Annotated in this window: 16 protein-coding genes; 8 read left to right on the top strand and 8 right to left on the bottom strand. The window is 69.2% G+C overall.

Going from position 1 to position 20565, the window contains the following annotated elements; all coding sequences use genetic code 11:
- Positions 1-40: 40 nt before the first annotated feature.
- The 4 genes from B0675_RS24840 to B0675_RS24825 are packed head-to-tail and all read left to right on the top strand — an operon-like array spanning position 41 to position 4939.
- A complete protein-coding gene (locus tag B0675_RS24840) occupies positions 41-1360 on the top strand; it encodes a polyprenyl synthetase family protein (protein WP_081221230.1) in 1320 nt (439 codons plus the stop codon).
- Positions 1357-2898: a phytoene desaturase gene (locus B0675_RS24835; RefSeq protein WP_081221228.1), complete on the top strand. Its 1542-nt coding sequence runs from the start codon at positions 1357-1359 to the stop codon at positions 2896-2898. The genes B0675_RS24840 and B0675_RS24835 overlap by 4 nt, the downstream gene beginning before the upstream one ends.
- Positions 2895-3920 carry a phytoene/squalene synthase family protein gene (locus tag B0675_RS24830; protein WP_081221225.1) on the top strand — a complete coding sequence of 342 codons (1026 nt, stop codon included), beginning with the start codon at positions 2895-2897 and terminating at the stop codon, positions 3918-3920. Before B0675_RS24835 ends, B0675_RS24830 begins: the two co-directional genes overlap by 4 nt.
- The gene (locus tag B0675_RS24825) at positions 3917-4939 is read left to right on the top strand and encodes a DUF5914 domain-containing protein (protein ID WP_081221223.1); all 1023 of its coding nucleotides are present in this window, start codon (positions 3917-3919) and stop codon (positions 4937-4939) included. Before B0675_RS24830 ends, B0675_RS24825 begins: the two co-directional genes overlap by 4 nt.
- 396 nt (positions 4940-5335) lie before the next feature.
- On the opposite strand, the gene B0675_RS24820 is transcribed toward B0675_RS24825, so the two are convergent.
- From B0675_RS24820 to B0675_RS24805, 3 genes are all read right to left on the bottom strand, one after another.
- Positions 5336-6817: an oxygenase MpaB family protein gene (locus B0675_RS24820; RefSeq protein ID WP_081221220.1), complete on the bottom strand. Its 1482-nt coding sequence runs from the start codon at positions 6815-6817 to the stop codon at positions 5336-5338.
- Positions 6814-7533, bottom strand: a complete 720-nt coding sequence (gene uppS / locus B0675_RS24815) for a polyprenyl diphosphate synthase (RefSeq protein ID WP_081221218.1) — start codon at positions 7531-7533, stop codon at positions 6814-6816. The genes B0675_RS24820 and uppS overlap by 4 nt, the downstream gene beginning before the upstream one ends.
- A gap of 872 nt (positions 7534-8405) precedes the next feature.
- On the bottom strand, positions 8406-9389 hold the full coding sequence (locus B0675_RS24805) for a hypothetical protein (protein ID WP_081221212.1): 984 nt from the start codon (positions 9387-9389) through the stop codon (positions 8406-8408).
- A gap of 566 nt (positions 9390-9955) precedes the next feature.
- Between B0675_RS24805 and B0675_RS24800 the strand changes: the two genes are divergently transcribed.
- Both B0675_RS24800 and B0675_RS24795 read left to right on the top strand, forming a co-directional pair.
- Positions 9956-10291: a hypothetical protein gene (locus B0675_RS24800; protein WP_081221209.1), complete on the top strand. Its 336-nt coding sequence runs from the start codon at positions 9956-9958 to the stop codon at positions 10289-10291.
- Between the two features lie 245 nt (positions 10292-10536).
- Positions 10537-10791 carry a hypothetical protein gene (locus B0675_RS24795; RefSeq protein WP_081221207.1) on the top strand — a complete coding sequence of 85 codons (255 nt, stop codon included), beginning with the start codon at positions 10537-10539 and terminating at the stop codon, positions 10789-10791.
- 269 nt (positions 10792-11060) lie between these two features.
- On the opposite strand, the gene B0675_RS24790 is transcribed toward B0675_RS24795, so the two are convergent.
- The 4 genes from B0675_RS24790 to B0675_RS41040 all read right to left on the bottom strand — a co-directional run bounded on the left by B0675_RS24790 (position 11061) and on the right by B0675_RS41040 (position 16980).
- Complete coding sequence (locus B0675_RS24790; RefSeq protein WP_081221204.1) at positions 11061-11969, bottom strand: phosphotransferase; 909 nt, start codon at positions 11967-11969, stop codon at positions 11061-11063.
- Between the two features lie 571 nt (positions 11970-12540).
- A complete protein-coding gene (locus tag B0675_RS24785) occupies positions 12541-14145 on the bottom strand; it encodes a phospholipase D family protein (protein WP_081221202.1) in 1605 nt (534 codons plus the stop codon).
- Positions 14146-14493: 348 nt separating this feature from the next.
- Positions 14494-16413, bottom strand: coding sequence for a molecular chaperone HtpG (gene htpG / locus B0675_RS24780; RefSeq protein WP_081221201.1), 1920 nt, complete (start codon positions 16411-16413; stop codon positions 14494-14496).
- Positions 16414-16590: 177 nt separating this feature from the next.
- Positions 16591-16980, bottom strand: a complete 390-nt coding sequence (locus B0675_RS41040) for a hypothetical protein (RefSeq protein ID WP_143661092.1) — start codon at positions 16978-16980, stop codon at positions 16591-16593.
- A 503-nt stretch (positions 16981-17483) separates the two neighbouring features.
- On the opposite strand from B0675_RS41040, the gene B0675_RS41445 reads away from it, so the two are divergent.
- Positions 17484-17648 (top strand): hypothetical protein, encoded by a 165-nt coding sequence (locus tag B0675_RS41445; protein ID WP_179165360.1) that lies wholly within the window; start codon positions 17484-17486, stop codon positions 17646-17648.
- 728 nt (positions 17649-18376) lie between these two features.
- Here the strand turns inward: B0675_RS41445 and B0675_RS24770 are convergent.
- Positions 18377-18802: a DUF5958 family protein gene (locus B0675_RS24770; RefSeq protein ID WP_081221198.1), complete on the bottom strand. Its 426-nt coding sequence runs from the start codon at positions 18800-18802 to the stop codon at positions 18377-18379.
- Positions 18803-19387: 585 nt separating this feature from the next.
- Here B0675_RS24770 and B0675_RS24765 point away from each other — a divergent pair.
- Entirely contained in the window at positions 19388-20506 is a 1119-nt protein-coding gene (locus tag B0675_RS24765; protein ID WP_081221196.1) for an inositol polyphosphate kinase family protein, read from the top strand.
- Positions 20507-20565 lie beyond the last annotated feature (59 nt).

Genomic DNA, 20565 nt, shown 5'->3' with positions numbered 1-20565 from the left:
TTAAGAACGGCCAGTTTCGATCATGAGGAGAGGAATCGGGATGCGTCCCAGCAAGCTGGACGGCCCCCGCGAGGTCGAAGCACCGCCGGACTCGGTGCCCGCTTCGCTCGCGGAGGCGTCCGCGGGGGGACACACGCACCGTCCCGGCGCGGGCCACCCCGAGCCGAGTACGGGAGCCCGCACCGGCGCCGTCGAACTGCGCGCCATCGACGCGGACGTGCCTACCGCCGTCCGCCATCACCTCGAAGTCCTGCTGACGCAGCGCGCCGAGCAGGCGTCTGCCCTTGATCCCTTGTTCGCCGGGGATCTCGCTGACCGCGTCGCACGCTTCGCTCTCGACGGCGGCAAACGAACCCGCGCCCAGTTCCTGTGGTGGGCTCTGCGCGCCTGCGGCGGCACGGACGACGCGGAGGCCGCGCTGCGCCTCGGGGCCGCTCTCGAACTCATCCAGACCTGTGCGCTCATTCACGACGACGTGATGGACGGAGCCCGGCTGCGTCGCGGGCGGCCCTCCGTGCACGCGGATGTCGAGGCGCAGTACGCCGACCGTGTCCCCGCTTCGCAGCGAGCGCGCTTCGGCGAGTCGGCGGCCGTCCTCGCCGGCGACCTCGCGCTCGCGTGGGCGGACGACATCGTGGCGGACACCGACCTGCCCCCCGGGCGCGCGCAGCGGGTCCGCATGCTGTGGAGCGCGATGCGGATGGAGATGGTGGCCGGCCAGTACCTGGACATCCAGGGCCAGGTCACCTCGTCACGATCGCTCGCACACGCGATCCGCGCCGCCTGCCTCAAGAGCGCTCTGTACTCGGTGGAACGGCCACTGGCGCTCGGCGCCGCCCTCGCGGATGCCGACGGTGCCACCACGGCCGCCCTGTGCTCGGCGGGCCGCTGCGTGGGTATCGCCTTCCAGCTTCGCGACGATCTCCATGACGTCTTCGGTTCGGGGCAGGGCGGGAAGCCGTCGGGCGGCGACATCCGCTCGGGCAAGCCCACCTATCTCCTGGCCGTCGCCCGAGCCCGCGCCCAGGCACGCGGCGACCGTGGTGCTCTGCAAGTGCTCGAGGACTCGCTCGGGTGCCCGGGCCTCTCTCAGGACGGACTCGCCCGGGTGCGTGAGGTCTTCGTCTCCACCGGGGCCCAGGCGACGACCGAAGCGAAGATCAGCAGACTGGCCGCCCAAGGGATGCGCCATCTCGAGTCCGCGCCGCTCGAACCAGCAGGCCGTGAGCGACTTCGCGCCCTCCTGTGGTCCGCCGCCGGCACGATCCCGGCCCCAGGTCCAGTTGCCGGCGGCTGCCACCCCACCCCCGGCCGTGCCGCGTCCGTGTCCCTCGCCACCGCCGAAGGGGTCCGCCGATGACCAGGACCATCCCGGGGCGCACGGACCACGTCGTGGTGGTGGGCGCCGGACTGTCCGGACTTGCCGCAACGTTGCACCTGCTCGGGGCCGGTCGCCGGGTCACCGTCGTGGAGCGCGACCTGCTGCCCGGCGGCCGCGCCGGGCGACTTGAGCGCGGCGGCTACCGCATCGACACCGGCCCCACCGTGATGACCATGCCGGACATCGCCGACGAGGCCTTCGCCGCGGTCGGCGACAGTCTGCGCGAGCGCGTCGACCTCATTCCGCTCCACCCGGCCTACCGGGCACGGTTCGCCGACGGCAGCAGCATCGACGTCCACACCGACGCAGACGCCATGGAAGCGGAGATCCAACGGTTCGCCGGGTCCCAGGAAGCTGCCGGCTACCGGCGGCTGCGGGACTGGCTGACACATCTGTACCGGGCGCAGATGCGCCACTTCATCGACGCCAACTTCGACTCGCCCCTCGGCCTGCTGACCCCGGACCTGGGCCGGCTGGCCGCCCTGGGCGGCTTCGGCAGGCTGGACACGCGCATCGGACACCACCTCAAGGACGAGCGCCTGCGTCGCGTGTTCTCCTTCCAGGCCCTCTACGCGGGCATCCCACCGGCCAGGGCCCTGGCCGCCTACGCCGTCATCGCCTACATGGACACCGTCGCCGGCGTCTACTTCCCCCGCGGCGGCATGCACGCCGTACCGCAGGCCATGGCCGACGCCGCCTCCCGGGCCGGCGCGGATCTGCGTTTCGGGCAGACCGTCACCCGGCTGGAGCGCTCCGGCAGCCGTGTCACCGCGGTCGTCACCGAAGGGGACCGCATCGCGTGCGACGCGGTCGTCCTCACCCCCGACCTGCCCGTCTCCTACCGTCTCCTGGGCCGGACGCCGCGCCGCCCGGTCAGCATCCGGCACTCGCCGTCCGCGGTCGTTCTGCACGCGGGCACCGACCGGACCTGGCCCGGCCTCGCCCACCACACGCTGTCCTTCGGCAGCGCGTGGAGCCGCACCTTCGACGAACTGACCCGTACCGGACAGCTGATGAGCGATCCGTCCCTGCTCATCACCCGCCCGACAGCCACCGACCCGACCCTCGCCCCGCCGGGCCACCACCTGCACTACATCCTCGCCCCCTGCCCCAACACCGACATCGGGCCCGACGCGAGGGCGTGGGGCGAACTCGCCCCCCGCTACCGCGACAGCGTGCTGAAGGAACTCGAACAGCGGGGGCTGGACGGCATCAGCTCCAGCATCACCGAGGAGTGCCTGGTCACCCCGGCCGACTGGCAGGCCCAGGGACACGCGGCGGGAACCCCGTTCTCCGCTGCTCACACCTTCGCGCAGACCGGCCCCTTCCGCCCCCGCAACCTCGTCCGCGGCACCGACAACGCCGTCCTCGCCGGCTGCGGCACCACCCCGGGTGTGGGCGTCCCCACCGTTCTCCTGTCCGGGAAGCTCGCCGCCGCCCGCATCACCGGCCCCGCGGCCCGCCGACCCCTCCGTCCACGCAGGGCACCGTCCCCCACCGAAGGAACGCCTTCATGAGCGACCGCGAACTCGACGCGGCGGGTATCCACCACCCCGCGCTCCGGAGCGCCTACGCGCGCTGCCGGCAGCTCAACGCCCGCCACGGGAAGACGTACTTCCTCGCCACACGCCTCCTTCCCATCGAACACAGGCCCGCGGTCCACGCGCTCTACGGCTTCGCCCGCTGGGCCGACGACATCGTCGACTCGCTGGACAGCACCGACACGACCGAGCAGCGATCGGCCGACCTGGACGAACTGCACCACCGTCTGGAGCGGGGCCTGCGAACCGGGGACAGCACCGAGCCGGTCGTCCTGGCCCTCGCCGACACGGCTCGGCGCTATGCCATCGACCACCAGCACTTCAGCGACTTCATGACGTCCATGCGCAGCGACCTGAGCGTCACCGAGTATCCGACCTACGCCGATCTGCGCGCCTACATGCACGGTTCGGCCGCCGTCATCGGCCTGCAGATGCTTCCGGTTCTCGGCACGGTCGTGGCGCGTGAGGAGGCGGCACCGCACGCCGCCGCACTCGGCGTCGCTTTCCAACTGACCAACTTCCTGCGAGACGTGGGCGAAGACCTCGACCGCGGCCGCGTCTACCTGCCCACCAGCCTCCTCGCCGCCCACCACGTCGACCGGGACCTCCTGCGGTGGAGCAGGCGCACCGGCCGACGCGACCGACGTATCACCGAAGCCCTGGCCGCATTCGAAGAACTCACCCGCGACGTCTACCGTCAGGCGGCACCAGGCATCGCCATGCTCGACCCCGTCAGCCGCCCCTGCATCCGCACAGCCTTCGTCCTCTACAGCGGCATCCTGGACGCCATCGCCGACGACGGATACGCGGTCGTCCACCGGCGCACCGCCGTGAGCCGCCGGCGCCGCGCCGCCGTCGCCGTCGACGGCCTGGTACGTGTCGCCGCCGCCCGCGTCCGAAAGCGTCACAGCCCCCGCCCGGCGGGCTTCCCGGAGGCAGGACATCCGCGTCCCGACGCGCAGCCCGCCGCTCACCCCGCCCCCGTGGAGGTCGCGTGAGCACCGACCGCTCCCCTGCCCGCAGGCGCTTTCCGCTGTCCCTGCGCCGCCATCCCGTGCCCTGGGAGGGGCAGCGGCCGACCTGGCGGGACGCACGCCCCTCCGTGATCGCCCAGGCCCTCAAGCGCGCGCAGAGCAGTCCTTCAGGCAACTGGTACGTCGTCGGCGCCACCCAGGACGTCCGCTCCGACCTGCCCTTGTCCCGAACCGTGGCCGGAGAAGAGGTTGTCGTCTGGCGGGACAGCGAGGGACGGCTCGTCGCCGGGCCCGGCATCTGCCCCCACCTCGGCGCCCCTTTGGGTGACAGCCCCGTCCGCTGCGGCAACCTGGTGTGTCACTGGCACGGACTCGCCCTCACCGGCGCGCCGTTCGCCGGCTGGGAGCCCCTGCCCGTCCACGACGACGGGCTGCTCGTCTGGGTGCGACTGGACACCGTGGGTGGCGAAGCTCCCCTGGCGGCACCCGTCGTGCCGACACGGCCCGCACTGACGGCCGCCCTGTCCGCCGTCTACACCAGTTCCGGCCGCTGCGAACCGGAGGACATTGTCGCCAACCGGCTGGACCCCTGGCACGGCGCCTGGTTCCACCCCTACTCGTTCGTCGATCTCACCGTCCTCGACGCGGGCGAGGACACCTCGCACGGCGTGGCGGACGAGGACGGTTTCGCCGTCGACGTCTCCTTCAAACTGGCGGGGCGCCTCGTGGTCCCCGTCCGCGCCGTTTTCACAGCACCCGAACCCCGTACGGTCGTCATGCGCATCACCGAGGGCGAAGGCGAGGGCTCCGTCGTCGAGACGCACGCCACGCCCCTCGGCGCCGACGACCGCGGGATGCCACGGACGGTCGTCATCGAGGCGATTGTGGCCGCCTCGGGCCGCAGGGGCTTCGCCGCAGCACGCGCGGCAGCTCCGCTGATGCGCCCTCTGATGCGGGCGGCAGCGGGTCGCCTGTGGCGCGACGACCTCGCTTACGCCGAGCGTCGCTGGCAACTGCGCTCCACGGGACGCTTCCCCGGCTGACAGTTGTCTGCTTCGATCTGTCACGGCTGTCTGTACGTGGCGCAGCCGGGCCCGCACGAAGGAACCCGCGCCGGCCGTGGCTTGCCGGCGGAAGTGCTCACCTGATGCCGCATGGCCGGCCAGCGTTTCGCTCCATCGTCCTGGGATTCGGCCTCGCCGCCGCGTGTCGTCCGGGTCGCGGCTGTCACCGTCCGATCCACTGCATGGACGGGCGCCCGGAAGCCGACCTTGGGCGTGCAGGCGCCCCGATCATCACCCTGCCGCTGGTCCCGCGCCCGCCTCGCACCTGTGCTGATCTCAGGCCATCAGCCGCTCCGGACGGCGGAGTCGTATCGGGACGGCCGTGCTGCACCTCTGCACGCGCAAGGCGGGTACACGGCGCATCCCGCGGGTTCGTCAGGCGTCCGCGAGCAGAGGGTCATATGGGGTGTTCGTGCGGCGGCCTGACATGAAGGCAAGGAACTCGCCCACGAAGGCGCTGCGGCCGTACGTGGCATTGGTGGTGGTGAGGTCGCGGTGGAAGGCGGTGCGGAAGAGCGTCCTGTGCTCGTCCGCGTCGATGGTGCCGCTGCCGTCCTTGTCGGTGGCGTCGAAGAGCACCTCGGCCACGCGGATGAGGGCGGGCCCGGCAAGGGAGGGGACGGCGGCAGCGTACTCGTCGGCGCTGACGCGGCCGTCGCCGTCCGTGTCGAGGGTGGCCTGCAGTTCGCGCCACCAGGCGGCGAAGGCGTCGTAGAGACGGGTCTCCTCTGGTTCGCCCAGGTCGAGGCGGGTGGCGAGTTCGCGGGCCATGGCGGCGAGGTCGGGCCAGTCGAGATGGCCGTCGCCGGTCTGGTCCAGCACCTGGCGAAAGAACTCCTCGGCCGAGCGTTGGCCTTCTCGCGTAGCCCGCGTGGCGGCCGGGGCCGGGTCGCGGCTGGTCTCATCGCTCAGTGGCGTGAGGAGGCGGAGCAGTGCCGAGGCCCTCTTCATGCTGGTGTGCAGCGTGGTGACGGTCCGGGCGCGGGGGTCGTCGCTGTCGGGTGAGAGGGAGAGGGCTTCGATGATCGTTTCGGCGTCGATCCAGCCTTTGGGAAGGAATCGGGCGAGTCCGGTGGCGAGGTAGGCGCCCTGCATGAGTGTCGGGGCGCCGGGCGTCTCGGGCAGGCCGGCCTTGCGCCGGTAGGGCTCGGGGAGCGAGGCGACGGTGATCGCGCCGAGGAGCGGGCCGACGACTGCCCGGCCCGCCGCCCACAAGGTCGGTGCGCCGGCGAGAAGCGCGGGGGCGGGGAGGTGGTCGAAGAGCCGGTAGAGGATGATGCGGGCTGCCTCGGTGTTCTCCAGCTCGTTCTCGACGACTCCGTCGAAGTACCCCCAGAAGTCGTGCAGTTGTTCAGGGAGTTCCCCTGCGTCGCCCTCCAGTGCGGCGAGGAAATGACGGTACTGGGCGTACATGCGCTCCATGGTGTCCTGGTCGAGGGGTTGGCCGCTCAGTCGGCACATGGTGACGGCGCTTTCGAAGAGGGCGGCGACCACCCAGGCCCGGGACGCGCGGTCCATGGCGTCATAGGCGCGGCCGCGGGAGTCGGAGCCGCTCATGCGGGCGTGCAGCCTGTTGAGGCGGGCGGCCTCCCGTTCGCGTACCGCAGGATCGGCGTCGAACATCCGCCGTGTACTGAGGAAGGTGTTGCGCAGTCGGCGCCAGGGGTGGGCGACGAAGGTGGAGTTGTCGGCGAGGGCGGCCGCGATCTGTGGGTGGGCGGCTTCCAGTACGGTGGCGCGGATCATGGCCAGCGCCCAGCGTGGGTCGTCGAAGAAGGTGCGGAACTCCGACTCCGGACCGAACTCCGGGCCGAACAGGGGTGTTTCACCGGCCGTGGTGGTGGTTCCAGTCGTCATGACATGTCTCCGTTCGTCTGGGGCGGCACGCCGCCGAAGCGGCGGTCACGGCTCCGGTAGGTGTGCAGGCAGGCGAGGAAGTCGGGCGCCCGGAAGTCCGGCCAGAGCACCTCGGGGAAGATCCACTCGGCGTAGGCGACCTGCCAGAGCATGAAATTGGAGATGCGCTGCTCGCCGGAGGTGCGGATCACCAGATCCACATCAGGGGTGTCGGAGAACGGCAGATGGTGGGCGAACAGCTGCTCGGTCACTTCCTCCGCGGACGTCTCGTTGCGGATCAGTGACCTGGCGGCCTCGACGATGTCCCGGCGTCCACCATGGTCGAAGGCGACGGTCAGCGTCATCCCCCGGTTGTCGGCGGTCAGTGTCGCCAGATCCTCGAAATCTCGGGCCAGTTCACGCGGGATGCGCGGGTCCGCGGCTCCGAGGAAACGGCAGCGGATCCCGCGGGCGAGCAGCAGCGTCGCATGCTTGCGCACAACCCGGCGGACCAGGCGCATCAGGTAGTCGATCTCGGAACCAGGACGGTTCCAGTTCTCGGTGGAGAAGGCATACAGGCTGAGCCACTCGACGCCGGCCGCCCTGGCTGCCTCGATGATGTCGATGACGGTGGTCTCCGCGGCCTGATGGCCCGCCGTCCGGGGAAGCGAACGCCGCTGCGCCCATCGGCCGTTGCCGTCCATCACGCAGGCGACGTGCCGCGGCACCGCACGCACCGGAACGTCTACCCCCGGCTGCCCGTCGCCGTGTTGCCGCCCACCCGGCCGTGTACCCGTCGCCGCGCGTACACGCTGGACACCGTGGTCCTTCACGCCCCACCCCTCACGCCGCCCCGCATCGCCATACGCGCCCCCACCGGGGTGATCCTTTCCTGGAGTCTCGCGGAACGAGTGGGCCCGACGGGCGAAACGGAGGCTTCGTCACCCCTGGCTCACCTGCACGATTCCCGTCGGCGCCGACGGTCTTCTCCGGAAACCAGCGCGACCTCATCTCCCGCCTCGTCGCACCGTGACCTGGCCGTCGGTGCGGCGTCCCGGGGACACCCGCCGCGGTCACGCGCAGCGTCTGCCGCTCTCCTCGTCGCCGAAGCGGCAGGTGTTTTCGGAACGGTGCGCGCGCTAGTTGGGCTTGGCCAGGTTCGCATGAGTGGGTCCGCGGACCTGGCCGGTTCGGCCGCCGTAGTCACCGCTCCCCGGTTCGCACGCATCAGAGCAACGAAGCGATGCCCTCCCGGTCCTCCGGCAGGCCTGCCGCACGAAACCACAACCAGTTTCCGGCGATGCCGGACGTCGACTCGTCGGTGTCCACTAAGGCCCTCAGCAGGTCGCGTTGCGCGGAGGTGAGCGGGTGGGCGGGGTCGTAGCCTGCCGAGAAGGCTCCGCCTTGAGTGAGGCCGGCGCCCAAGCCCCTCATGAGCGGTCGTGAATGCTGCGGCCCCTTTGACACCAACCCCCGCAGCATCAACAACATGAGGGGGAAGTAACGCCGGGCCCGGAGGTGGTGCCACGAAGACGGTAACGGGGTGGCAGGATCGCCGAAGATTTGCCGGGGTTTCATGCCGGTGGATGCACGGCCTGGCCGGAAGCTGTCAGACCGCACCACGATTCAGGCGTACACCCACGGGCGCGTCGAACGGATCGCCGGTCTGGTTCACCTGGACGTGTCCCGCGCCGATCCACTCGTCGGTGCCGGGAATCCGGTGGATCTCCTTCAACCACAGCGACTGGTTCGAGGAGGTCCCGGCCCCCGTGGCCGTGGGCAGTCGGTGACGTCCGATCTTCTCGCAGCGGCCGGAGTCGGTCAGATACCAATTGCCGTCGAGGAAGAGACCGTTGTCGTCCTCGGCCACTGGGAGCCGAGCCTGGCAGCCACCGGGCGCGGGTGTCCGATCGACCCACTGCGAGCCGTCCCAGCGCCACTCGATGACCTCGTCCGCGGGCTCGCCCACGCTCTCTCCATGCTCGAACGTGTTGCTGCCGTAGCTACGGACCTCTCCGTCGTGCAGGGCGACGACCTTGGTCAGGCCCGCGGTGGGTTCCGGCGGAATCGGCTCCTCGAAGCGGACCTGCGGCGTCTCCACCGCCGTCCAAGACGTTCCGTCCCAATGCATGGAGGCAGGCTGGCTGTACCGCTCGCCACGGCCGAGTTCGGTGCCCGGCCCCGTCGACCGGCTGCCGACCGCCCAGACGTCGTCGGGCCCCGCCACGGCGAGGTCATTGGCCGTGTAGGGCAGTCGCGTGGCCGTCCATCGTGTGCCGTCCCAGTGTTCGGCGCTCTGGCTGCCGTTGAGGGTCCAGACGTCGTCGGGGCCCTCCGAGACCAGTTCGCCTGCGCTTCCCGGCGGAGGGCTCGGCACCGCCGACCAGCGGGTCCCGTCCCACTTGGCCCAGTGCTTGTCGTCGATGGTGCCGTCGGCGTACGGCCTCAGCCAAAGCTCCCCTTCTCCCACTTCCTCGAATCGGGGAGCGTAGGCGCCGGCCCCGAGAGCCTCGGGGAACGGCCGCTGTTCCCAGCGGTCTCCGTCGTAGTGCAGGAGCCGGGCCTCGGCCTGCCCGTTGTTCTCGGTCCCCACCGCCCAGATGTCGTCCGGGGCCAGCGCGGCGACATCTTCGAAATGTCCGTGAAAGTCCGCGATGTAAGCAAATTCCCAAGTCGGGCCGCTCCGCGAGCTCCCGGACGCCCCATCAGTGGGTGGTGACATGTCAGCAGAACCTCCGGCACGGGGGCGCGCCGGCTCACGTCCGGCGCCGCAGCCAGCACCCGTGATCAGGCAGGCCAGCACGGACAGTGCCGCCACTCCCCCACGAAGTCTGCTTCCGAGCCCATGACGCCTACCTCTGGTCCTACCGACTCTGCTGCCGGCCGATCCGAGCACGATCCCCTCCCCCTGTACGTACGGGGCATCATCCTGCCTGCTGACGGGGACCGCAGTCGACGAGTAGCCGCTCTCCGCCCGCGCCCACAAGAGGTCGCTTCCTACGGCTGGAGCGAGTGTGCCGTTGACCAGCCCAGGTGTGTGACCGAACGGACCCTCGAAGGACGTGGGCAGGAGACACGAGCCGTCAGCCGAAGGCGCGTGCCACTATGACGCTGGTATCGGCCACGGCGACTTGAGCAGACCAGAGTGGGAAGTGCCAGATGACCATCTCAGAGCCCGCGCGCATCCTCGATAGCAGCTGGATCATCGACGTGAACCTGCGGCCTCTGTGCGAATCAATCGCACAGTTTGCGGGGTACGAGTTCGGCGACTCGGATTGGAGAGCTGTTGAAACGGCTCTGCCCGCGACAGACGTCGAACAGGATGAGTGGTACGAGTATCCGATCGTGGGCCAGCCGGCCATCTCACTGCTCGTGGCAGTAGATCCGGGATCATCCGTGGTGTTCGTCAGAGTCCGTGGCGTGAACAACGAGCGCGCCAAGCTGCAGATCGAGACGGCGCTCCGGATCTTCGCCACCTGGGAGCTTGCTCAATAGCGGGTTGCGATCCCGCTGAAGTGCTTGATCCGCTCCACCGAAACGATCTCACCCCGTCGGCGAGGGCGAGGCTGCGTGTGCGACCGGATACAAGGTGCAGGACGAATGGTCGGGGTGTGCCATCCCAGGGGGAACAGCAGGCCGGCGGCCCAGCCCCGGCGGCTTCCAGCAGCCCTGGGTCAACGGGGTGCAGTACGACGACTGCTCCGTCGACCGGCCCGCTCCGCGACCTGAAGGTCTCCAGCTTGGGTGCCCTCCTCCCGTACGACGGTCAGGGCCTCGGGGTCGTGAACGGCGATGTGGGCGCCGGCATCCACGAGTTCCCGCGCGCCGGCCTGCGTCGGGGACTCGCGGATGTCGTCAGGCTGCTGCTGCGGCGTGCGGCTCTAGAAGTAAGCCTGCTGGCGCAAGTCGACAAAAAGACCCACCACCGCGAGGCCCGGCTCCGCGACGTGTGCGTCAAGGATCGCTCCTATACCCGGCATGAGGCGGTCGCGTGACCGCCCGTTCTCCGATCAGAGCAGGGGAACCCGATCCGGTTACGGGAACACGTAATTCACACCGCCCGCAGGCCAGGGTCATTCGCCTGCTCGCTGAGCGTCGGGATGTGAGCCTGACGAGGTCAGCGACCTACCTGACGGGTGTCCGAGGCAGTTCAGGAACGTTTGCGAGGGCCCGCGGGTACGACCGCCACCTACGCCGCGTCCTCACCGGCAACACCGGCTGACCCGCCGGTCAGGTCTCCGAGCTCGCGGGGTACGCATGGCCGTCACGGCTGCGAGCCGCCGAACAGCCACTCCATCGCGGCAATGCTCTTGTCGACGTACCTGCTCTGTCCCGCCGTGATGCCGTGCGCGAGATCCTCCAGAACCGTGCACCTCGCATAGAACACGGCACGCTCGCCGAGCGCGGTCAGGTCGTTGTCGTCGGCTCGATAGCTGCTGATCGCGGCGCGGACTGCGGCAGGACCGAGGTCGCGGTGCAGCAGCCCGAAGTCGTACGCCGGATCGACGACGGCCGCATCGCTCCAGTCGAGGACGCCGCTCACCGTCCATGTGCCGGGGTCCACGAGAACGTGTTCGATCCCGAGGTCGTTGTGGGAGAACACAGGAACGTATGCCGCGTCCGGCGGCGCGGCGGCCAAGAAGGTCTCGACGGGTCGGCGGTACGGCGCGGGCACGTGCCCGGCCACCGTCGTGTAGTCGTGCTCGGCCTCGAGCAGCCACGCGGCCGGCGGCGGGTGGTCCGCGTCCATCAGGCCGGCCAGCAGATCGAGCGGTGCGGCATGCAGCGCGGTGAGCAGTTCGCCGAGCGTGGCGGCGATCGACGGGGCGTGGGCCGCGCGTCGGTGCGGTGGCATGTCCAACAGCGGCGTACCGGGGAGCTTTCGGTAGGCCAGGCACCCCTGTTCCGCGTCCACGAAGGTCGGTTCGGGGACGGGCAGCGGTGAGATCTCGGCGACGGCAGCGAGCAGGCGAGCCTCGCGGACCACGAGGTCAGCCCGCCGTGCCGGGTCCGACTCCTTGCTCAACCGCACGATCAGCTCACCGTCGACCTCGTACGCCAGGTTGTCCATGCCCTCGCCGAGCCGCACCACGCTCTGGATCCGGCAGGTGGGCATGTGCGCGGCAATGATGTTGCGGACATCTGCGCCACGGTCGCGCCCGCCACTGGTCATGCGCCGACCTTATGCCCGTGCGGCGCGCGGAGGAGACGACCAGGCGTCCAGGGCGGGGGTCAGTCTGGAATGTGGCGGTCCGTTTCCGGGGACCAGGTGGTTCAGCCCCGGTCGCATCCCCGCCCACGAAAGGGCGGCACTACCGTCAGGCCCACGTCAGAGTCGTATGTGTTCCCCTCCACTGCGCTTGTCGAAGAGAGCGAAGTATCCGGCAGTGGGCAGCCGCTCGGTCACGGCGCCGGCCTGCTCCTGCGCCCCGCCCCGCGCCGCCCTGGAAGACGACGACGAGCCGTCCGTGTCGGGCTGAGCGGTTGAAGACTGGCCAACATCAGGAGGTACCCAGGGAATCGAGAAAGCTCACGCCGACCCAAAATTTGCTGCATGAGGCAGTGACCGAGGCAGACCGGCGTGGCCTCTCGCCGGCCCCACCAGTCGAAACCCCTCCGAGGCGGCCTGGCCAACCGGAACGCAGCCGTGGGGAAGCCTCGAACTCCAACGACCAGGCGAGCAGGCGGCGTTGGAGTTGTGGAGCGTGCCAGGTCCGATCAGGCCTGCTCCGGCGCCGACCGCGTCAGTAGGCACCGTGCCGACGCAGGGAACGCGGGCGGCCGTCGGGATCGGCGATGACCCGGTAGAGCGGGTCGGTCAGGGCTCGCGTGATGCGGGACAGGCGCGGCGGATGGTAGGTGCGCAGCCGTCCCGGCGGTCGCGGACCGCGGCGGCCGTCGTCGTGCCATGCGTCCAGAGCGGCGGCCGAGTCGGCGTAGGCGGCGAAGACGCGGCTCGGTTCGCAGAGTGCCGCCGCTTCCCCGTCTCCGTCGCGGTCAAGGTGTTCCAGATTCAACGACAACCGCAGCTCGCGCGCGAAGACGCGGGCGCCGTCACCCAGGCCGCCGGGGTCCGTCGGTTCACGGGGGTCGCGGGTGTCGTCGAGGACAGCGCAGCTGAGTTCCGAATCGTGCGTCCAGGAGCGCCGGTTGACGTTGTCGGACCCGACCGAGGCCCAGACATCATCGATGACACAGACCTTGGCATGGACGTACACGGGCGTTCCGGCGTGATTCTCCAGGCTGTACACGGCCACCCGGTCGCCGCCGGCCCGTCGCAGGACTTCCAGGGCGCGGATCCGGCCCAGCAGGTTCATCGGTGTACTGATCCGCCCCTCCTGGTCCGGCAGTGGCGGCAGGACGGCGATCATCCGCAGTCCCGGATGATCCGCGAGGGCCTGGGCGAATGGCTGGACGGCACTCTCGGACCACAAGTACTGGTCCTCCAGGTAGATCAGCCGGCGTGCCCGCCGCAGGGACTTCGTGTAGGCGCGGGCGATGCTGCGTTCACCGTCGGGCGCGAACGGATAGCCCCTGAGGCGGTTCGGGTAGGTGCGCAGGATCTGGACCGTCTGGGAACCGCGCGGGCCCGGGTCGGGTTGCTGCACGGGGAGCGGATCCGCCTGCGTGTCCTCGTCCCGGAGCGCCGCCCGCAACCGGCTGCGCGGGCTGCGACTGAGTGGAGCCGGGTCCGTCCACCGCTCACGGAAGGTGGCCTCCACATCGCCGACGGCGGGCCCGCGCACGGCCAGCTGAACGTCGTGCCAGGGCGGACGGGAACCGTAGGCGTCGGCGATGGGTTGCGCCAGCGGGTCTCCATGATGATCGGCGTCGTCCCGGCGGCTGTGGCACAGATCGATCCCGCCGACGAAGGCGACGTCCCGCTCGGGCCGACCCGGGTGGCGCAGCACCACGAACTTCTGATGGTGCGAGCCGCCCGGCCGCACCCGCATGTCGAGCAGGCACTCGCCTCCCGCCTCCTCGATCTCCTCCCCCAGGTGGTAGTTCTCTTGTTCGCTGAACTGGAAGCGGTCCAGGTGGGAGCGCCACACCAGTCCCTTGACGACGACACCGCGGCGTGCGGCGTCGCACAACACGTCTCCGATGGCGCTGTCCGGACCGTCCAGCAGCTCGTCGGGGTCACCCCGCCAGTCCGTGAACATCAACATGTCGCCGGCCCGCTGCGCGCGCACGGCCGCGAGCAGCTCGGCGAAGTACACCGCTCCGTGTACCAGGGGGCGGACGTCGTTGCCCGTGGACCACGCCGCTCCGTCGGCGTGACGGCGGTCCACCCGCGACGCCGGATTGCCCCGCTGAGCGGAGGTGAGTAGCCAGTCGGCGCGTTCCACGTGACAGTCCTTCCAGTCAACGGCCCTTCCGGGATGGCCTGGCAGGTCCGGGTACCCCATGAGCACGTGACCACGCGATTTCTGCTCCGCCGGCCCTCCGAAGCGCCGGCACCCGGCTGACCCACGCGACCCAGACCCGGTAACGCGACGGCATCGGCTCTGGTCGGCCAGATCGCGCGCTTCGGGGCCTGGTGCACGAGAGCTCAGACGGCGGCCAGAGATGCGTCCGCCTGCTCCGTCGCCGCTTACGGGGCGCCGGAGCAGGCGATGTATGAGGATTCTTGAAGGAGGGAGCGAGGTTGGGGCCGCGGCCGCCGGACGGTTCGGCATTGGCGACCGCGCCCGTAGTTACAGGGTGCTGGTGAGTCGGTCAGTGAGCAGTCGGGTGAAGCGGGCCGGGTCGGGCAGGTCGCCGCCTTCCGCGAGCAGGGCGCTGCCGTAGATCAGCTCGGCGATCTCCGCCAGGGCGGGGTCGTCGGCCTTCGTGTCGTGCGCTGTGCGCAGGACCGCGATGAGCGGGTGGGTGGGGTTGAGTTCCAGGATCCGCTTGACCGGGGGGATCTGCTGGCCCATTGCCCGGTACATCTTCTCCAGGGTCGGGGTCACGTCGTGGGCGTCTCCGACGATGCAAGCGGCCGAGGTCGTCAGGCGCGATGACAGGCGAACCTGCTTGACGTGGTCGGACAGCGTGGTGGTCAGCCAGGGCAGCAGGGCGGCGAAGTCCTGCTCGCGCTGGGCTTTGTCGGCGTCGGTCGCCTTCTCGCCGTCGTCGGATTCGTCGAGGTCGACCTGGCCCTTGGCGATGGACTGCAGACGGTGGCCGTCGAAGGCGGGAACCTGGTCCACCCACACCTCGTCGATCGGATCGGTGAGGATGAGGACCTCGTAGCCCTTGGCGGCGAAGGCTTCCATGTGCGGCGAGTTCTCCACCGTGGCACGGCTTTCGCCGGTCAGGTAGTAGATGGTGTCCTGGCCGTCCTTCATACGCTGGACGTACTCGCGCAGCGTGGTGGTCCTGTCCGGGTCGTGGGTGGAGGCGGCCGACACCAGTTCCAGCAGCGCCTCGGCGTTGTCCGCGTCCTCGACCAGGCCTTCCTTCAGCGCTCGGCCGAACTGCTCCCACAGTGTGGCGTAGCGTTCGGTGTCCTTGGACTGCATGGTCTTGATGGCACCGAGCACCTTCTTGACCAGACGTCGGCGTACGCCGCGGATCTGGCGGTCGTGCTGGAGGATCTCGCGGGACACGTTCAGCGACAGGTCGTGGGCATCCACTACACCCTTGACGAAGCGCAGGTAGTTGGGCATGAGCGCTTCGCAGTCATCCATGATGAACACCCGCTTGACGTACAGCTGCACGCCGCGCTTCGTCTCGCGGGAGAACAGGTCGAACGGCGCTTGCGCGGGAAGGAACAGCAGCGCCTCGTACTCGAAGGTGCCCTCGGCGCGCATGTGGATCGTTTCGGCCGGGGGCATCCAGTCGTGGCTGATCTGCTGGTAGAACTCGCTGTACTCGTCTTCGGTCACCTCGCTGCGGGGCCGGGCCCACAGGGCCTTCATCGAGTTGAGCGTGGCGATCTCGTGGGTGGCGGCGCCCTCGGCGTCGGTGCGTTCGGCGGCCATCCGGATCGGCCAGCGAATGAAGTCCGAGTAGCGCTTGACGATCTGACGGATCTTCGATTCGGACAGGTAGTCGGCGATCCCGTCCTCGCTGTCTTCGGCCTTGAGGTGCAGCGTGACAGAGGTGCCCGTCGGCAGGCCGTCGACGGTCTGGATCTCGTAGGTGCCCTCGCCGTCGGACTCCCACTGGGTGCCGGAGTCGGTGCCGGCGCGCCGGGTGCGCAGGGTGACCTTGTCGGCGACCATGAATGCCGAGTAGAAGCCGACACCGAACTGTCCGATCAGGTTCTCGGCGGTGGTGGCGTCCTTGGACTCCTTGATCTTCTCCAGCAGGCCCGCGGTGCCGGACTTGGCGATCGTGCCGATCAGATCGACGAGGTCGTCCCGGGTCATACCGATCCCGTTGTCACGGACGGTCAGCGTTCGGGCGTCAGGGTCAACCTCCAGCGAGATGTGCAGGTCGGTGGCGTCGGTCTCGGCGAGGTCGGCATCGGTGAGGGATTCCAGCCGCAGCTTGTCCAAGGCGTCGGAGGCGTTCGAGATCAGCTCGCGCAGGAAGATGTCCTTGTTCGAGTAGATCGAGTGGATCACCAGTCGCAGCAACTGGCGCGTCTCGGCCTGGAACTCGAGCGTCTCGGCACTGCTACCCATGGGGTTCTCTTTCTTCTGTAAGAACGTCATGAACGGATAGGGACTCGGACCGGGGCGGACCGTTGCCCGTCGTCGGCGTGGTTCGGTGCGCGCCGTTGTCGCACCCGCACGGCGTGACCTTCACTGGAGGTCAGCCTTCCTCGGCGACTGTCGCCGTGCGCCGGTCATCGAGACCCATCAGGGAATCGACCGGGACAGCCTGGCAGGCGTCGAGGAAAGGTCGCATGCCAGCCAGGGGCGCGAGAGTTCGGCGGCGTCGACAGCACCGAGAACATCGTGAAGCGCGATCTGAGCTGAGCGCGCTTCGGGCGCGACGTACTCAAGTGCGGTGATCCGGCCGGCAAGGCCGCACAGCTCGACGGCACGGTTACCGGACCAGCCGGCCGTGGCACGGCCGGCCGGCGTGGCCTGGCGGTCTGTTCGGGACCTGGACCGGCCGCATCGGGCGTCGGCGCTGAGCGTTGCGAACGCGTCGCCTATGCCAGCCAGGGTCGCCGCCGCAGCGAGGAAAGACGCCGGGCCGTGAGCGTCGGAACGGCTCGTGGACGGCTTGTCGGCCGCAGTCACGGGCATCCCCCTCGAACAGTCATCCAGGGGACGACGCCAGACCCGTCATCCATGTGATGACACACTACAACGGCCTCTCTGCAGAGCATTGGCACATTGGCCACAACCGCTCGAACAGGTGACCTCAGCCTCCTGGCTGAGCTTCCTGATGTAGGAGACCAGGTCGCCCCGTGTTCTCACCCAGGCTGTGTCGTTCAATGAGTCCATGGCGAAGATCCTGCACGCCAGTCTCTGCAGACCCCTCGTCGGGAGCGGTTCGGCCTGCCTGACGAGAGCCGGTTGTTCGTCGCCGAACTGCCCGCCGACACCCGGTGCTTTCCGCGATGGGGTGCACACTCACCCGCCCGGCAGTCACCTCGTCTTCGATGACTTGCCCGCAACGGTCGGCGGGGTCTTCGGTCGCGGCCGGTGCGGGAGCTGACCGGTACCGGCACCCGAGTGATCGCGATGCTCACTGATCACAGCCTCACAACGTCGGTGTCGCCGACATCATCCAACTCACCTTGCCGCACACCCTTGGCGTGCGGCCGGGCAGCACCTTCCACGAACGCGCTCACGGCGACAACACCACCGCAGTCGACCCGGCTCCCACTCCGGTCAGCAGGAGCAGCAGGCACCGCTTCGACCGCGACGAACCCACCCCGCCCAGCACCGACGCCCAGTCATAAGCCCTGCCAGAGCGATCAAGACTCAGGGAATGTGGACCCGCGGCTTCGCGACTGGAACGATAAGTGCATGCAGCATTTGAAGGCGCCGTCGCTCCCACCCGGCCGTGCGGAAGTGGCTGTTCTATGACAAGCGCTGGCCGCGGGCACCGTGACCCGCGAGGCCGTACATGGATGGGCGGCTCCTTGGGTTGAGAGCGACGAGGCTTCGGGCTCCGTCAGTCCTTTGGTCCTGACAGCCCTGCAACACCTGCACGGCTTCAACCTGTGCCGGGATCCAAGCAGTCCCAGCATTCTGTGGCATGGCATGGCATGACAGGCGAAGGCCAGTGGACGCATTCCCGCGACGACATCACAGTCGGACTCGCCCGCTGGCTGCGAGCATGCGATCTCCACGACGCGGATCCACAGGGCTGGTCGAAGGCGATACGCGAACAGGCGAGAGCAGGAGCCCGGCCCGAGGACGGCAGACCCGAACAAGCGTGATCTCTTTGCCAAGCTACGGTTCTGGCCAAAAACTTGCGATTCGACCCCTTCCGGATCCTCACGTTGATACGGACAGTTGAACACCCCGCCACGCTGAGCGTCGGACAACCACACGACGTACGAGTTTTCCCAAGATCGACAGGGGAGACGGCGTCGGATGGCCAACGTCCCTACTGAGCAGCACTGGCACCACCAGGAGCCGCCCAACGACAGCCCAGACAGAGCCAAAATGGCCGATTGAACAGCTACTCGGTTGCGGGCGCCAGATTGTGCCACCCATGTGTACAGGCGCCCTTGCAGTACGTCTCACGGCGGCGTGTATCGGCAACGGCGAACACGGAAACGAGGACACGGAATGCCGTGACGTGCTCGGCGGCAGGGAGACCCGCGAACCCGTAGCGGGGCGGGTCCATACAGATCATGACCGACGGATTGGCCGTGGGCTTCACCCCGGACCGCGCAACCCCCGCACGGCCGTCAGCAGAAGTAATGTGCGCCTGCATCGCATAGCCGGTGACTTCCTGCAGAACCTCCTGCCGCCCCTCCGGCGCGAGACCGGAGAACCAGCCAACACCAGAGTCCAACATGCGGAGCCCCTGAGCGATCTCGTTGACGACCCACTCGGTCTCGCGCCGGAAGATACGTCCGTCGTTACTGCTCGGTTCGTTCATCGCATGAGGATTTCACCATCGCATTTGGGGGAACTTGCCCATCCTTGTCGATCAGGACACGGCCCCGGCGGCATCGGCTGCCGTCCCGTCCCTGCGTTCGGTTGCCGGCGCTGCCCGCACGACCACGTACACGGTCACGGGACGGCCGCTCGTAGTGCGGGGGGCCCGGCGTGGAACGAGGACCCAGTGGCCCGGCCCGACAGCCCGGTCCACGACGACGTGCACCGCGGCGACGTCCTCGCCCTGTGCGTCTCCGCGGTTGCCCGGACATCGAGCGGCGCCGCCTACCGCAAGTGCGGCCGCACCGGCTCAACCTGGCGCGTAGTGCGAGGCGGACAGATCCCCGCCACATGCCTCCGCAGCAACTGATCTCTTGATACCGAGTTTCCCCGGCCCGCAGCCCAAGCGGCCTGGTCCCCCTCGGCGGCTATCCAGAAGGTCCGGTCCGTCACCGCGGGGCGTGCGACGGGGCAGGGTGGCCCGATCCGCCCCGAATCGCCGGGCATTGAACCGTCTTCCTCCCCAGGGCCGTTGTCCCTCTTCGAAGCGCTCGTCAGGCGCACTCGATGAGAGCAGGAGACACGCATGGCAACGCCGGCTGACACCACGAACGAGATCTCGTACGCCTCCGTCGACGAGGCGGAGCGCAGCGCGCTTCAAGAAGGCAGGAGGTCCACGTCACCGTCGCCGGAGCGGAACGTCAACCAGGGCGGACACGGCGGCATCACACCCCTCGGACCGAACGGTGAGATTCTGCAGAAGGGAGCCCCGCAGGGCTCCGTGGAGAACGAGTTCTACCAACGGGTACGCGCCGCCGCGTACCCGCACTTCACGCCGGTCGTACCGGCGTCCTACACGGCGGACGAGGTTCGCGACAGACTGGGTGACAGTCTGTCCGCCGCGCAGCTCGACGGCCTCGACGACCGCCACAACATCTACATCGAGAACATCACCTCGGGCCTGGACGACTCGAAGACCCTCGACACCAAGATCGGGAAGTCGACCACGAGCTACCGCGAGAACCTCGAACAGCACGACAAAGGCAGGTGGGCGGCCGGGACCAAGGCCCTGAAGTTCGCCATCGGCGTGGACCCGGCCACCGGCTCGACGTTCCGGGGCTGGCGTGCGGTCGGCGGCACCGACGCGGGCGAGAGCCGACTGATCACCGGCGTGCAGTCACAGAGGATCCTGAGCAAGTTCTCGGAGGATCCGGCGGTCTGGGACCAGCTCATCACCAAGATGCAGGACATCAGGACCGCGGCGCAGAACTCGGACATCGGCTTCATCGCCTCCAGCGTGTTCTCGGTCACCGGCACGAGGGCGGGCGAGCAGGTGGTGGACGCCAAGCTCATCGACTTCGCCCATGTCATCGACGCGGCGCAGCCGTTCAAGCAGTCCCCCAGCGTCAGCCCCGACGGCAGCCCGCGGCTCGGCCCCGCAGAGCTGGATCCGGGCGCCCGGCCGGCCAACCGCACCGATCTGACCAATCTCAAGAACAAGTACCGGGAACAGTTCATCGGGGGTATGGATGCCCTGATCCGGGACGCCACTCGGGTCCGCGGGGAGAAGGGCCAGGCCCAAGTGGCGCACTTCGCAGCGATGAACTCCGCACCGGGTGTCGCCCAGCAGTCGACCAGCACGGCGGCCCAGGGCAAGCCGTACGTCCCGCCGAAGAACACCCAGGGTTCCGTCCACGGCCGCTGACGGCCCGGAGACTCCGCTGCGGCAGCCGAGCGGAAGCAGCCTCCCGGGGAGGCCCTGGC

It is taken from the genome of Streptomyces sp. M41(2017) (assembly GCF_002078175.1).
Taxonomy (GTDB): domain Bacteria; phylum Actinomycetota; class Actinomycetes; order Streptomycetales; family Streptomycetaceae; genus Streptomyces.
The sequence above is the reverse complement of the archived record's forward strand: the minus strand, read 5'-3'. Positions and strand labels throughout refer to the sequence as shown.

Bases quoted from the DNA above. Each gene is read 5' to 3' on its own strand.
- B0675_RS24770 (WP_081221198.1), bottom strand. From the start codon at position 18,802: ATGAACGAACCGAGCAGTAACGACGGACGTATCTTCCGGCGCGAGACC.
- htpG (WP_081221201.1), bottom strand. From the start codon at position 16,413: ATGGGTAGCAGTGCCGAGACGCTCGAGTTCCAGGCCGAGACGCGCCAG.
- B0675_RS24830 (WP_081221225.1), top strand. From the start codon at position 2,895: ATGAGCGACCGCGAACTCGACGCGGCGGGTATCCACCACCCCGCGCTC.
- B0675_RS24800 (WP_081221209.1), top strand. From the start codon at position 9,956: ATGACCATCTCAGAGCCCGCGCGCATCCTCGATAGCAGCTGGATCATC.
- B0675_RS24820 (WP_081221220.1), bottom strand. From the start codon at position 6,817: ATGACGACTGGAACCACCACCACGGCCGGTGAAACACCCCTGTTCGGC.
- B0675_RS24835 (WP_081221228.1), top strand. From the start codon at position 1,357: ATGACCAGGACCATCCCGGGGCGCACGGACCACGTCGTGGTGGTGGGC.
- B0675_RS24765 (WP_081221196.1), top strand. From the start codon at position 19,388: ATGGCAACGCCGGCTGACACCACGAACGAGATCTCGTACGCCTCCGTC.
- B0675_RS24840 (WP_081221230.1), top strand. From the start codon at position 41: ATGCGTCCCAGCAAGCTGGACGGCCCCCGCGAGGTCGAAGCACCGCCG.
- B0675_RS24790 (WP_081221204.1), bottom strand. From the start codon at position 11,969: ATGACCAGTGGCGGGCGCGACCGTGGCGCAGATGTCCGCAACATCATT.